Below are 13,807 nucleotides of genomic sequence, written 5' to 3' on the forward strand. Positions count from 1 at the left end.
ACGGGCCACGACGGCTTTCCGGAGGACGAGCGCGTGCGCATCCACATCGCAACGGACCATGCCGGGCTGGACTTCAGCCGGCACCTGATCGAGCACCTCGGTGCCGCCGGCCACGACGTGGTCGACCACGGCCCCACCTCGTACGACCCGCTCGACGACTACCCCTCGTTCTGCATCAACGCGGCCGCCGCGGTCGTGCGCGACCAGGAGGCCGGCGTCGAGGCGCTCGGCATCGTCTTCGGCGGCTCCGGCAACGGCGAGCAGATCGCGGCCAACAAGGTCGCGGGCGTCCGCGCCGCGCTGGTCTGGAGCCTCAGCACCGCGGTGCTCGCCCGTCAGCACAACGACGCCAACGTGATCTCGATCGGAGCGCGCCAGCACTCGGTCGAGGAGGCGACGGACTTCATCGACGCCTTCGTCGCCGAGCCGTTCTCCTTCGAGGAGCGCCACGTGCGCCGCATCGCGCAGCTCGCGGAGTACGAGACCACGGGCGACATCGCCGGCCGCACGGTCGACTCCGCCTCGAGCGGCCGCTAGGTGCCCGAGGGCCACTCCGTCCACCGCATCGCGCTGCAGTTCGAGCGCGACATCGTCGGCCACGCCGTCGCGACGAGCAGCCCGCAGGGCCGCTTCACCGAGGGTGCCGCGCTGCTGGACGGCCGCACCGTGCTCGAGTCGACCGCGGTCGGCAAGCACCTGCTGCTGCGCTTCGAGGGCGATGCGACGCTGCACGTGCACCTCGGCCTCTACGGTGCCTGGGACTTCCTCGGTCACGTCTCGCCGCTGTTCGATGACGGCAAGGCCGGCAGCAGCATCGGCGCCCCGCGCCGCCGCCGGGCCGTCCGGCTCTCCGAGACCGAGCACGAGACCGACAGCGACCTCGAGGAGTTCCCGCCGCCGCCGATCGGCGCCGTGCGCGTGCGCATCCAGACGGAGGAGACGGTCGCCGACCTGCGCGGCCCGACGGCCTGCGAGGTGATGGACGACTCGCAGGTGGAGGCGCTGCTCGCTCGGCTCGGTCCCGACCCCGCGGCGGACGACTCCGACGAGGCGCGCGACCGCTTCGTGAACCGGCTGCGCAAGACGGCCACGCCGGTGGGGCTCGTGCTGATGGACCAGTCGGTCGTCAGCGGCATCGGCAACATCTACCGCGCCGAGCTGCTCTACCGCGCCGGCCTCGACCCGCACACGCCCGGCAAGCTGGTGCCGCTCGAGCTCGCGCGCGAGCTCTGGGCCGACTGGGCGCTCCTGCTCGAGGACGGCATCCGGACCGGGATGATGATCACGCGCCGGGGACTGACGAAGACGCAGCGCTCCGCCGCCGTGCGCAGCCGGGCCGAGCGCAACTACGTCTACAAGCGCGAGGGACTGCCCTGCCGGGTCTGCGGCACGAACGTCCTGCTCGAGGAGATCGGTGCGCGCAAGCTCTACTGGTGCCCGGTGTGCCAGTCGTGACCGCCTGAACCGCTCGTGATGAGCGACGACCGAGAGGACCCCGTGACCCCGAGCCTGCTCCTGCGCACCGCGCGGCTCCTCGGCCGCGACGAGCCGGTGTCCGTGCTGCTCCGCGACGGCCGCATCGAGGCCATCGCTCCGGACGGCACGCTCGACGCCGGCCGGGCGGGCGACGCCGAGGTGCGCGACCTCGACGGCCGCTGGCTGCTGCCCGGGCTCTGGGACGAGCACGTGCACTTCTCGCAGTGGTCGATGACCGCTCCCCGCCTGGACGTCTCGACGACGCGGTCGGCGGCGGAGACGGTCGAGGCGGTCCGTGCGCGGCTCGCCCTGGCACCGGACTCGCCGGCGACCCTCGTCGGCTTCGGCTTCCGCGACGGGCTCTGGCCCGATCTGCCGACGACGGCGCTGCTCGACGCCGTGGCGCCGGAGCGACCGGTGGTGCTCGTCAGCGGCGACCTGCACTGCGCCTGGGTCAACTCCGCGGCGCTGCGCCGCTACGGCTTCCCCGCGCAGGACGACCTCCTCCGTGAGGAGCCCTGCTTCCGCCTCGTCACGGCACTCGGCGCGCTGAGCGACGACGAGCTCGACGAGCTGGCCGACGAGGCGGCGCGCCGCGCGGCCGCTCGCGGAGTCGTCGGCGTCGTCGACCTCGAGATGCGCTGGAACGCGGGGGACTGGACGCGGCGGATCGCCCGCGGCACCCGCTCGCTGCGCGTCGACATCGGCGTCTACCGCGACCACCTCGACCGGGCGATCGCGGAGGGGCTGCGCACCGGGGACGAGGTCGAGGGCGGTGAGGGCCTGCTGCGGATGGGACCGCTCAAGGTGCTCGTCGACGGCTCGCTGAACACCCGGACCGCGTACTGCGTGCATCCGTACGCCGGGCACGAGGGCAGCGGCGTCCTCACCGTGGACCCCGTCGAGCTCGACGAGCTGCTCGCCCGGGCGGCCGCGGCGGGCATCCGGCCGACGGTGCACGCGATCGGCGACGCGGCCGCGACGGTCGCGCTCGACGCGCTGGCCAAGGTCGGCGGCGGGCGGATCGAGCACGCGCAGCTGCTCTCCGACGCCGACCTGCCCCGCTTCGCCCGGCTCGGCGTCGTCGCGGGAGTACAGCCGGCGCATGCGCTGGACGACCGGGAGGTCGCCGACCGCTACTGGGCCGGACGCACCGGCCGGGCCTTCGCGCTGCGCTCGCTGATCGACTCCGGAGCGACGGTCGTGCTCGGCTCGGACGCGCCGGTCGCACCGCTCGACCCCTGGGTGGCGATCGCCGCCGCCGTCTCCCGCGCCCGGGACGGCGACGAGCCGTGGCACCCGGAGCAGCGGGTCACGATCGCGGAGGCGCTCGTCGCGTCCACGCGGACCCGGCGGCTCGCTCCGCAGGGGGGAGACGCCGCCGACCTGGTCGTCGTCGAGCGCGACCCGCTCGCCTCCGACGGCGAGCAGCTGCGCTCGATGCCCGTCGCCGCGACGCTGCTCGCCGGACGCGTGACGCACGAGGCCTGACCGGGTCCGGAACGACGGACGGCCCGCCGGATCCGAGGATCCGACGGGCCGTCGCGGCGTGGGAGGCGCGTGCTCAGCTCTCGCTGACGTGCGCGAAGAGGAACCAGCGGTCCTTCTCGAGGCCACGGCCGATCTCGATCGCGACGTCCTGGCTGCTCGCGTCGATGTCGGCGAGCTCGGCGATCGCGGTGTTGACCGTGGTGATCGCGACGTCCATCAGGCCGATGACCTCGACGATGGCGTTCTCGGAGCGCTGGAAGCCCGGGGTGAGCGGGGCGGTCTGCGTGGCCGACGCGACGGTCTGGATGCGGGCGTCGACGGGGAGGCCGAGGGCGACGACGCGCTCGGCGGCCAGGTCGGCCCATTCGATCGCGTGGCCGACGACGACGTCGAGCAGCTCGTGCACGCCGATGAAGTTGGCGCCGCGCACGTGCCAGTGCGCCTGCTTGCTGTTGACGGCCAGGGCGGTCATCTCGATGACGACCGGGCTGAGGAACTGGGCGACTCCGGATGCGACATCCGGGTTCGACGAGGTGAGCGACGTGACGGATGCAGTGGACATCGTCTGTTCCTTTCGAGAGGGGGTGACTGATCGTCAACACTACGCCGCAGCCCAGTGTTCGCAAGGAAGTGCAGGCTCGGCTAAGGCGGGAGAAGGGGAGCCTGGCCTGTGCCGGCCCGGCACGGGCGGTGCGCTTCCGAGGCGGAACAGGGGGGCAGCCCCCGCGCTGCCGCGAAGGGTCGCCGGTACCCTCGAGAGGATGTCCGCGCGCCCGCGAGGACCGGGGGAGGAGGCTCGCGTGCCTGCAGCGCCGACCGCCCTCGGTGAGGCCTCCGCCGCCTACCTCCGGCTCTGGCGCGAGCTGCCCCGCGAGGCCCTGTCGCTCGTGGTCGCCGTGCCGCTGGCACTGGCGGGTGCGTTCGCCACCGGAGTCGCCCTCGCCCTGGGCCTCGGCCTGATCGGCGTGCTGATCGGCGCGGTCTTCCTCCCGCTGGCGCTGCACACCGCCCGGGGCTTCGGTCGGGCGACCCGAGCGCTCGACCGGCTCGCCGGCCGCCCTCGGATCGACGAGCCGCAGTGGCGCCGCCCGCCCGCCTCGGTCGCGCCCGCCACCTTCGCCCTCTACGGCCCGGTCGTCGACGGGCACTACTGGCTCGCGCTGCTGCACACGCTCGTCGTGGCGCCGCTGCTCGCGCTCGTCTTCGCCGCGGTCCTCGGGCTCTGGAGCTGGGCCGGCCTCGGCTCGCTGACGGCGCTGCTCGCCGGCGACTCCTCGGCGATCGTCCGGCTCGTCTCCGGGCAGTCGAGCGCCGTCCTCGGCGTTCCCGGGCCGCCCACGGCCTTCCTGGTGCTGGCCGACGCCGCGCTCGTCGTCCTGTTCCTCGCGACGCTGCCGTTCGTCACCCGCGGGCTCACCCTCGCGCGCTTCCTCGTCGATCGGCTGCTGCTCGGCCCCTGGGGCTCGGAGGCGCTGCAGCGCGAGGTCGCGGAGCTCAGCGTCTCCCGCGGCGCGGCGGTCGCCGCCGAGGACCGGGCGCTGCGCCGGCTCGAGCGCGACATCCACGACGGTCCGCAGCAGCGGCTGATCCGGGTGCAGATGGACCTCGGATCCGCTCTCAACCGGGTGCGCTCCGATCCCGACTCCGCGGCGGCGCTGATCGACGAGGCGCGTGAGCACGTCCGCTCGGCGCTCGACGAGCTGCGCGCGCTCTCCCGGGGAGTCGCGCCGCCGATCCTGCAGGACCGGGGCTTCACCGCTGCGGTGCACTCGCTGGCGGTCCTGAGCCCGGTGCCCGTCGAGGTGCTGGTCGAGCATCCGGTGGCGGAGGTGCCGCCCGAGGTCGAGCGCAGCGTCTACTTCGTCGTCGCGGAGCTGCTCGCGAACGCGTCGAAGCACGCGTCGGCCCGCTCGATCCGCGTGCATCTCGACGTGCGGGGGACGGGCGGACCGGAGCGCTGGCTGGACGTCTGGGTCGTCGACGACGGCGGCGGCGGCGCCTCGCCCCTGCCGGGTCACGGGCTCGAGGGGGTCGCCGGGCGCGTCAGCGGGCTGCGCGGGCTGTTCACCGTCGATTCGCCCCCGGGCGGCCCGACCACAGTGGGTGTGCACGTGCCGTTCCTGCCTGCACCGCCGCCCGCCCTATCCTGAGGGCGTGCCGCCCGCCTCACCGATCCGCGTCGCCCTCGCCGAGGACTCCGTCCTCCTGCGCGAGGGCCTGGTCCGACTGTTCGAGGACGCCGGCTTCTCCGTCGTCGGAGCCCACGGCGACGCCGAGGGGCTGCTCGCGGCCGTCGCCGCGGAGCCGTCCTCGGTGGACGTGGCCGTGCTTGACGTCCGCATGCCGCCCACCTTCCGCGACGAGGGCGTCCGCGCGGCACTCGACCTCCGGCGCCTGCACCCGCGGATCGCCGTGCTCCTGCTCAGCCAGTACGTCGAGGTGACCTACGCGCACGAGCTGCTCGGCTCGGGCGAGGGCGGCATGGGCTACCTGCTCAAGGACCGCGTCGCCTCGGTGGAGGAGCTGCGCGACGCCGTCGAGCGCGTCGCCGCGGGTGGGACGGTGCTCGATCCGCAGGTCGTCGCGTCGCTGCTCCAGCGCAACCGCGACCCGCTGGCGCTCCTGACCCCGCGCGAGCGCGAGGTGCTCGAGGCGATGGCCGAGGGGCGCACGAACGCCGGCATCGCCGCCGCGTTCTTCATCGGCGTCGGCGCGGTCGAGAAGAACGTCACCTCGATCTTCCAGAAGCTCGGACTCGAGGACTCCGGCTCGGACCACCGCCGCGTGCTCGCGGTCCTCGCCTGGCTGCGCGCCGCCCGCTGAGCCGGCCCAGCAGTCGCGTCGCGTCTCGCTGCTGAGGGAAGATGCGGCGGCTTTTCCATGCTGGTCGAGTAGCCCCGAAGGGGCGTATCGAGACCCCTCGTCCTCAGCAAGCCGGATCTGCAGCCTCAGGTTCTGACGCCGGTGGATCTCGATACGCCCGCTGGGCGGGCTGCTCGATCAGCATGGGCCTCCGACCCGGAAGAGACAGCCCCCGCGCCTACTTCAGCGCCGTGCGCTCCGTGTCGTAGAGCGCCTTGACCTGGTCGGCGGTGAGGGCCGTGTCCCAGACCCGGATCTTCGCGAAGGTGCCCTTCGCGTAGTTGCCGGGGCCGGAGGTGAGCTCGACCGCGCCGACCGTGAAGTCGCCGGCGTTCGGGTTCAGGCCCTCGGTGAAGAGGTAGGGGTTCTTCGCGTAGGTCGCGCCCTTGTTGTCGACGAAGCGCGGGTAGGCGACGGAGGTGCCGTCCAGGTAGGAGACCGCGTAGGTCCCGTCGTAGGTGCCGACGTGCAGCTGCCAGGTGTACCGGGTGAACTTATTGCCCGAGGCCGAGTAGTCGCGGGAGTACGGGTAGCCGGGAGTCGGCCCGCCGGTGCGCGAGACGTGGAAGGCCGATCGCTCGTCTCCGCCGTAGAGGCCGAGGTCGTAGAAGAGGCCGTAGGAGCGGCCCGCGCGCTCGCCGTGCTCGTTCCAGGCGCCCGCGACGTAGCCGGTGCTGTCGTCGGTCATGTAGACCCAGCTCGCGACGGTGACCGCGTTGCCCGTGGCGCCGATCGTCAGGCGGCCCGCCGACTCCAGCGGCACCCGGAGGAAGCTCGTCCCGGTCATCGAGATCCCGGAGCCCCACGGCGTCGAGGTGGTCGTGGCCTTGGTCTTGCCCGCCTGGAGCAGGGGCAGGTCGTTCGCGGTGGAGTAGTACGGCGCGGCGGACTGGGTGAAGTCCCACTGCGCGAGCGGCGCCGGGACGCCGGGCACGGTGGGGGGAGTGGTGGGCGTCGCCGTGGGGGTCGGCGTCGCGGTCGGGGTGGCCGTGGGGGTCGCCGTCGGTGTCGCGGTGGCGGTCGGGGTCGCCGTGGGCGTCGGGGTCCTCGTCGGGGTCGCGGTGGGCGTCGGGGTCGCGGTGGGCGTCGGAGTCGCGGTCGGCGGCGTCGTCGGTGCCGTGGCCGAGACGGTCAGCGCGATCGAGCCGCTGCTGCCGATGTTGCCGGCGGCGTCGCGGGCCTTGGCGATGATCACGTGCGAGGTCACGGCGAGGCTCGAGGTGGTGAGCGACCAGTCCCCGGAGGCCTGCTGCACGGCGTTCCCGACCCGGGTGGAGCCGGACCAGAAGGAGAGAGCGGTGACTCCGATGTCGTCCGACGCGGTGGCGACGAGCGTCACGGTCCGCGGGACGGTGCTCCCCGTGGCGGGCGAGGTGATGCGCGCGGTCGGCTTCGTCGTGTCCGGCTTCGGCGAGCCCGTGGCGGTCGGCGTGGCGCTGGGGCTCGGCGCGGTCGTCGGGCTCGCGGTCGGCGAGGGGGTGGTCGTCGCGGTGGGCGTCGCCGACGGGACCGGGGTCTGCGTGGGGGAGGGACTCGTCGTCGGAACGGGGGTCGAGCCGGTGTTCTGCACGGTGACGCGCGTGGCGGCACTGTTGCCGATGTTCCCTGCCGCGTCCTTGCCCTTGGCCACGAAGACGTGCGAGCCCTCGGCCAGCGTCCGCGTGTCGAGCGGCAGCGTCCAGACGCCCGCCTGCACGGTGGCGTAGCCCAGACGGCGGGTGCCCTCCCAGAACGAGAGCTGGGTGGTCCCGACCGCGTCCGTCGCGGTCGCCGCGAGGGAGATCGTCCCCGCGACCGTCGATCCGCTCACGGGAGCGGTGATGCTCACCACCGGCTTCACCGTGTCGGCGGCGGCGCTCGCCGAGCTGCCGGGCGCGGTGGCCACCATCGGCACCAGGAGGAGGGCTGCGAGCGCTCCCATGATCGTCGCCCGTGCGGTACGTCGTCGCATTGCCGTCCCCTTGTTCCGTCGGTCACGGAAATCCCCCCGGACCGGGGTCAGCCTAGGTCGTGCCGCCTCCTCCGCGCGTGCCCCGGACGGGGACAGATCGTGATCAGGGTCCGACGACCGGCCAGGATCGCCGCCCGGGCGGTGCCCGACGCCCCTGCGACACTGGGATCCGGCGACCGCGGAGTCCGCCGAGGAGGAGGACCGATCGCATGGCACCAGGAGCACACCCGGACGCCCGATTGATCGCTCTTCCGGGCGGATCACCGGTCGTCGCGGACTCGGCCTGGGTGGCCCCGGGAGCGACCCTCGTCGGAGCGGTGGAGCTGGAGGAGGAGTCGAGCGTCTGGTACGGCGCCGTCCTCCGCGCGGAGAAGGCGCACATCCGGATCGGCCGCGGCAGCAACCTGCAGGACGGGGTGATCGTGCACGTGGACGAGGGGTTCGACGCGAGCCTCGGCTCGGGTGTCTCGGTCGGGCACAACGCCGTGCTGCACGGCTGCACCCTCGAGTCCGACGTGCTCGTCGGGATGAACGCGACCGTCCTGAACGGGGCGGTGATCGGCTCCGGGTCGCTCGTCGCCGCCGGCGCCGTGGTGCTCGAGGGCACCGTCGTGCCGCCGGGCTCCCTCGTCGCGGGCGTTCCGGCAAAGGTGCGCCGCGAGCTGTCCGAGCAGGAGCGGGACGGGATCCGCCGCAACGCCGCGTCCTACCTCGCCCTGTCCGATCTGCACCGGGGAGCGGCCGGCGCCGGGACCGACTGAGGCGGTCAGGGAGCGCCAGGGGACTGATCGGCGCCAGAAGTTCCCGCCTCTGGGGTGAGCGTCACTACCGTTCGGGAACAGGTTCCGCCGCGGCACTCCGGTGCGCGGTCGCCGCCCTCGGATCGACGGCTCGCCGATCGATCGGACACCTCTGACTCCGTCCCACTCTTCCCGAGGAGAATCGTGTCCCCGCACCGACCCCGCCGTTCCCCCCTGATCGTCCTCGGCCTCGCCGCGGCCGTGCTCGCGGGAGGGGTGATCGCGCCCGCCGCCGCCGCGACACCGTCCGAGCTGTCCGTCGTCGCCTTCGGCGATTTCCATCACCCGAGGCGCCGCGACCTGCGGCACGGAGGACGACTGCCCGGTCAACTCCTGGTCGACCGGATCCGCGCCCGAGGTCCGCTCCATCGCGACCCGCCTCCAGGAGGTGTCTCCGCAGCGCACGGTCACGACCGACAACCGCGCGAAGTCCGGCAGCCGCATCGCCGAGGTCTCCGCGGCGGTCACAGCGGCGCAGGCGGCCGGGGCCGCTCCGGATGTGGTCACGCTCCTCATCGGCGGCAACGACCTCTGCAGCCCCGACGTCCCGGCCGGGCCGGACGGCTACGCGATGACGCCCGCCGCGGACTTCTCCGCGTCGGCGTCGAGTCTGCTCCGGCAGATCAGCTCGGCCTGGCCCCGGGCGACCGTGCTGCTCGGATCGGTGCCGGACATCGGGTCCGAGTGGGAGGTCGTCCAGGGCACACCGGGCAAGCTGATCTGGGGACTGTTCAGCATCTGCCGGACCACGCGCGGGGCCAAGGCCGACAACCACGTCCAGAGGGGGGCCGCCTTCGAGGCGGCGGTCGCCGCAGCCGAGGAGCGCACGGATCGGTACAACGAGGCTCTGGCCGCGGCCTGCTCCGCAGCGGGCCCCCAGTGCGTCTGGGACGGCGGTGCTCTCACCAGGACGCCCATCACGAAGGACGTCCTCTCGACGGTCGACTACTTCCACCCGAACGTCGCCGGTCAGGCGCTGGTCGCGAGCGTCCTGTGGGGCCCGGAGGCGGTTCCCGCGTGGGCGGTCCCGCACTCCGCGGGCGCTCCGGCTCCGGCTCCGGCGGACCTCCCGACGCTCGACGAGATCGGCATCGCCGATTCGACCAGTGGCGCCCCTGACGACTCGAGGACCCGGGTCGGCATGCGCGAGAACGTGACCGAGCGCGTGACGCTCGGCCGTCCGGCCGGAGCGCAGCCGTCCGAGGGGAGCCCGTCTCCGGCGGACCTCCAGCAGACCCCCGTCGGCGTCCGCTAGCTCAGGGGAGGCGCACCGGATCGGAGTGCGCCGAGTGGTCGAGGATGTGCACCCGTCGTCGATGTGCGCCAGGTGATCAAAGACCGACAACTGCTCAATGAATGCCAGTCGAGTCGATCCGTGCCACAAGTTGGCGGCCGGCGGAGGAGCGGAAATACCTTTCACCACGAGGTTCACCCGGCGTCGTCCGCTGACCTCTCCGCGGTCGGTCGACCGCTGGAGCCGACGGTCGAACGACCGTGCTCCGCCCTCCTTCGTCACCGTCCTTGAGAAGAGCCATGTCCCTCCGTTCCCGCCTGTCCACCGTCGCTCTCGCGGCACTGCTCCTCGCCGGAGGAGCAGCCGCCCCGTCCGCCACCGCCGCCGAGGCCCCCGCGCTCTCGGTCGCCTCGTTCGGCGACTCGATCACCCGCGCCGCCACCACCTGCGGAGGCCGGGGCGACTGCCCCGTCAACTCCTGGGCCACCGGCTCCGCACCCGCGGTGCACTCGGTCGCCACCCGCCTCCAGGAGCTGAACCCGGGGCGTACCGTCACGTCGACGAACTACGCCAAGTCGGGCAGCCGGATCGCGGGAGTCGCCTCGGCGGTGTCCGCCGCGGCGACCGCCGGGGCCCGGCCCGACGTCGTGACGCTGCTCATCGGCGGCAACGACCTCTGCCACCCCGATCTCCGGGCCGCCGCCGACGGCTACGCGATGACGCCCGCCGACGCGTTCGCCGCGTCCGCGACGAGTGCGCTGCAGCGGATCAGGTCCGCCTGGCCAGAGGCGACAGTCCTCGTCGGGTCGGTCCCGGACGTGGCGTCCGAGTGGGCCGCGGTGCAGACCGGCGCGGGCGCGAGGACCTGGCCGTCGGCCAAGCTGTGCCGGACGACGCGCGGGGCCCTCGCCGACAACGTCGTCCAGACCGGTGACGCCTTCACCTCCACCGTGGCGGCCGCGGCCGAGCGCACGCGGCAGTACGACGACGCCCTCGCCTCGGCGTGCGCGGCCGAGGGCCCGCACTGCGTCTGGGACGGAGGCGCCCTCAGTCGCACGGAGATCAGCCCCGAGATCGTCTCGAGCGTCGACTCCTTCCACCCGAACGTCCAGGGCCAGGCCCTGATCGCGAGGGTGCTCTGGGGTCCCGAGGCCGTCCCCGCCTGGGCCGCGCGGCTCACCCAGGGCGCTCCGGATTCCCTGCCGGCGCCGGCGGTCACCGACGCCCCGGTGACGACTCCCGCTCCGACGACGACTCCCGCTCCGACGACGACTCCCGCTCCGACGACGACTCCCGTCCCGTCGTCGAAGACCACCCCCGCGCCGAAGGCTGCTCCGGCCCCGGCGCGCCGAGCGACGAAGCCCGTGACTCCTGCGCGGCCCACGACCCCGGCACCCGCAGCGACCCGCGCCCCGGCGCCCGTCAACACGCCGAGCACGACCCCGAGCCGAGGCCTCGCCGGTACGAAGGACACGACCGCGCCGACGGTGCGCATCACCGGCCCGCTCGCCGGCGCCTCGGTCTCGGGGAACGTCGCTCTGGCCGCCGTCTCCGACGACGACACCGCCTCGCTCGTCTTCTCGAGCGAGGGTCGCCGCCTCGGTTCGGCGAAGCACGCGGCGAACGGCGGCTGGACGCTGGCCGTCTCGACCAGGGGCTTCCCGAAGGGCGAGCACGATCTCGTCGCCACCGCGACCGATCGCTCGGGCAACACGGGGACGAGCGCCCCTGTCACGGTGACGGTCCGCTGATCCGGCCTCCGAGCCGCTCCGGCTCGTGACACCACCTCCGGCTCGCCGAAGCATCGCGCTTTCGCGAGCCGGAGGTGCATCCGCGAGCGGAGCCGCTCGTGATCCGGTGGGCGCGGAGGCCTTGCCCGTCGAGCCCCGCCGCGCCATGCTCGTCCCGGGTCGAGTCCCTCGTCCCGCTCCGCTCCGCAGCGGACCACGTCCGGCGCAGCCCGGCCCCGTGCCTGCGCACCGACGCTCCATGAAGGCACCGTCATGCGCGTGCGACCGAACCGCCGCCCCCTCCGCGGCGTCGTCGCCGTCGCGGCCGCCCTGCTGCTCCTCGCGACCGCCGCCGTCCCGGTCGCCGCGGCCGAGCCCGCGACGATCACCGTCCTCGCGCTCGGCGACTCCCTCAGCCAGGGGAGAGCGAGCTGCACGACGAAGGCCGACTGCCCGATCAACTCCTGGTCGACCGGCTCGGCGACCGCCGTCCGCTCGATCGCCACCCGTCTCCAGGAGACCGCTCCGAGCAGCACGGTCCGCACGGCCAACTACTCGAAGTCCGGCAGCAGGATCCGGGGCGTCGCGGCGATGGTCACGACGGCGGCGGCGGAGGGCGCGTCCCCCGACGTGGTGACCCTCATGATCGGCGGCAACGACCTCTGCCACGGCGACCTCTACCCGGCGGCCGACGGCTACACCATGACGACGGCCGCGGCGTTCTCGACCTCCGCCTCGAGCCTGCTGCAGCAGATCGGCCGCACCTGGCCGACCGCGACGATCCTGCTCGGCTCGGTTCCGGACGTCGCGTCGGAGTGGGCGGGACTGCGCGGGGGACCGGCCGAGCCCGTGTGGGTGGCGAGCAAGCTGTGCCGGACGACCCGCGGAGTCACGGACACCGGAGGCGTTCTCACCGGCGCGGCCCAGACCGCCTCGGTCGCGGCGGCGGCGCAGCGCACCGTGCAGTACGACGACGCGCTGGCGTCGGCGTGCGCGGCGGTCGGACCGCGGTGCGTCTGGGACGGCAGCGCCTTCACCGCGACGCCGCTCACCCCCGACATCGTGTCGACCCTGGACTGGTTCCACCCGAACGTGCGCGGTCAAGCTCTGATCGCGGACGTGCTCTGGGGTCCCGAGCGGGTCCCGGCGTGGGCCGCGCGCTTCGCCGCTCCGGCGCCCACGCCGCTCCCGACGACGACTCAGGAGCCGACCGCAACGTCGACTCCTGAGCCGACCGTGATCCCGACTCCCGAGCCGACGGCGACGCCGACGTCCGAGCCGACGGCGACCCCGACTCCCGAGCCGGGCGGCGGCCCTGCTCCGACGGGCACGCCGGTTCCGGAGACCACTCCCACGGCCGCAGCGCCCGCGGACCCCGGCACCACCTCCGCGCCGACTCCGCAGCCGACTCCCTCCGCGTCGTCGCCTGCCACGCCCGCGCCGACTCCCTCCGCGACGCCGACGCCGACGCCGACGCCGACGCCGGTGCCGACTCCGACTCCCTCGTCCACTCCGGCTCCGTCGCCGGCGGCGACAACGACTCCTCCGGCGACGACCGCACCCACGGCGACTCCGCCACCGAGCAGCACGCCGACGCCGACCCGGACGCCGACCGCGACCCCCACGCCGACTCGCACGCCGACGCCGACGCCGACTCGCACACCCTCCCCCTCTCCGACGCCGACTCCGGTCCGCGACACGACCGCCCCCGTCGCGCGCATCACCAGCCCGGCCGCGGGCAGCACCGTCGTGGGAACCGTCACTCTGGTCGCCGTGTCCGACCCGGACACCGCGTCCCTCGTCTTCTGGACCGGCAGGACCCGCATCGGCGCCGCCAAGCAGGCCGCGGACGGCAGCTGGACGCTCACGGTCTCGACGGCCGGATTCACGAAGGGGTCGCATCCGGTCACCGCCAAGCCGGTTGATCGCGCGGGCAACACATCGACGAGCGCCGCGGTCACCGTCACCGTCCGCTGACCAGCAGGGGCCGCCGCCAGGCGCCCGGAGGACCACGGTGGTCCTCGTCGGAGCGGTGCAGGACGCACCGAAGGATTCGACCCGTGCCGCGCCTCACCTATGGGGGGAGCTGGCCGGTCGTGAGGCGGTATCGCGGTGCTGCACCGTCGGCCAGGCTCTGAGCAGCCGGCACCGCCGGAGTGGTCGGGCTCCCTGAGCGGCACTTCTCCGGGCGGATCCGGCGGTTCCCCTCCCCGTCCCCCCGGTCGCCCGGTCGACGGAGCCCGTGGCCCCCGCCTCGCTCCCC

The 13,807-nt window shown here is 73.9% G+C and carries 11 protein-coding genes; 9 read left to right on the forward strand and 2 right to left on the reverse strand.

Translation table 11 applies throughout. From position 1 onward, the window contains the following. Positions 1-33: 33 nt before the first annotated feature. From EDF36_RS05940 to EDF36_RS05950, 3 genes are read left to right on the forward strand one after another with little or no spacing between them, the layout of a single operon-like run. Positions 34-537: a ribose-5-phosphate isomerase gene (locus tag EDF36_RS05940; RefSeq protein ID WP_123703473.1), complete on the forward strand. Its 504-nt coding sequence runs from the start codon at positions 34-36 to the stop codon at positions 535-537. Beyond that, the gene (locus EDF36_RS05945) at positions 538-1,455 is read left to right on the forward strand and encodes an Fpg/Nei family DNA glycosylase (protein WP_123703475.1); all 918 of its coding nucleotides are present in this window, start codon (positions 538-540) and stop codon (positions 1,453-1,455) included. A gap of 18 nt (positions 1,456-1,473) precedes the next feature. Further along, complete coding sequence (locus EDF36_RS05950) at positions 1,474-2,967, forward strand: amidohydrolase (protein WP_123732258.1); 1,494 nt, start codon at positions 1,474-1,476, stop codon at positions 2,965-2,967. Positions 2,968-3,040: 73 nt separating this feature from the next. Here the strand turns inward: EDF36_RS05950 and EDF36_RS05955 are convergent, their stop codons facing one another. Continuing rightward, positions 3,041-3,529 carry a Dps family protein gene (locus EDF36_RS05955; protein WP_123703478.1) on the reverse strand — a complete coding sequence of 163 codons (489 nt, stop codon included), beginning with the start codon at positions 3,527-3,529 and terminating at the stop codon, positions 3,041-3,043. Between the two features lie 238 nt (positions 3,530-3,767). On the opposite strand from EDF36_RS05955, the gene EDF36_RS05960 reads away from it, so the two are divergent. Then, positions 3,768-5,117, forward strand: coding sequence for a sensor domain-containing protein (locus tag EDF36_RS05960; RefSeq protein ID WP_185020380.1), 1,350 nt, complete (start codon positions 3,768-3,770; stop codon positions 5,115-5,117). A 4-nt stretch (positions 5,118-5,121) separates the two neighbouring features. Beyond that, the gene (locus tag EDF36_RS05965; protein ID WP_123732260.1) at positions 5,122-5,790 is read left to right on the forward strand and encodes a response regulator transcription factor; all 669 of its coding nucleotides are present in this window, start codon (positions 5,122-5,124) and stop codon (positions 5,788-5,790) included. A 217-nt stretch (positions 5,791-6,007) separates the two neighbouring features. Here EDF36_RS05965 and EDF36_RS21160 read toward each other — a convergent pair whose 3' ends face one another. Beyond that, positions 6,008-7,780: an Ig-like domain-containing protein gene (locus EDF36_RS21160; RefSeq protein WP_185020381.1), complete on the reverse strand. Its 1,773-nt coding sequence runs from the start codon at positions 7,778-7,780 to the stop codon at positions 6,008-6,010. 209 nt (positions 7,781-7,989) lie between these two features. On the opposite strand from EDF36_RS21160, the gene EDF36_RS05985 reads away from it, so the two are divergent. From EDF36_RS05985 to EDF36_RS06000, 4 genes are all read left to right on the forward strand, one after another. Continuing rightward, positions 7,990-8,541, forward strand: a complete 552-nt coding sequence (locus tag EDF36_RS05985; RefSeq protein WP_123732263.1) for a gamma carbonic anhydrase family protein — start codon at positions 7,990-7,992, stop codon at positions 8,539-8,541. 319 nt (positions 8,542-8,860) lie between these two features. Beyond that, entirely contained in the window at positions 8,861-9,835 is a 975-nt protein-coding gene (locus EDF36_RS05990) for a GDSL-type esterase/lipase family protein (protein ID WP_260300563.1), read from the forward strand. A gap of 278 nt (positions 9,836-10,113) precedes the next feature. Continuing rightward, a complete protein-coding gene (locus tag EDF36_RS05995) occupies positions 10,114-11,565 on the forward strand; it encodes a GDSL-type esterase/lipase family protein (protein ID WP_123732265.1) in 1,452 nt (483 codons plus the stop codon). Between the two features lie 252 nt (positions 11,566-11,817). Beyond that, positions 11,818-13,521 carry an SGNH/GDSL hydrolase family protein gene (locus tag EDF36_RS06000; RefSeq protein WP_123732266.1) on the forward strand — a complete coding sequence of 568 codons (1,704 nt, stop codon included), beginning with the start codon at positions 11,818-11,820 and terminating at the stop codon, positions 13,519-13,521. Positions 13,522-13,807: the final 286 nt, after the last annotated feature.

Source organism: Rathayibacter sp. PhB152, from assembly GCF_003751395.1.
GTDB classification, from domain to species: Bacteria; Actinomycetota; Actinomycetes; order Actinomycetales; family Microbacteriaceae; genus Rathayibacter; species Rathayibacter festucae.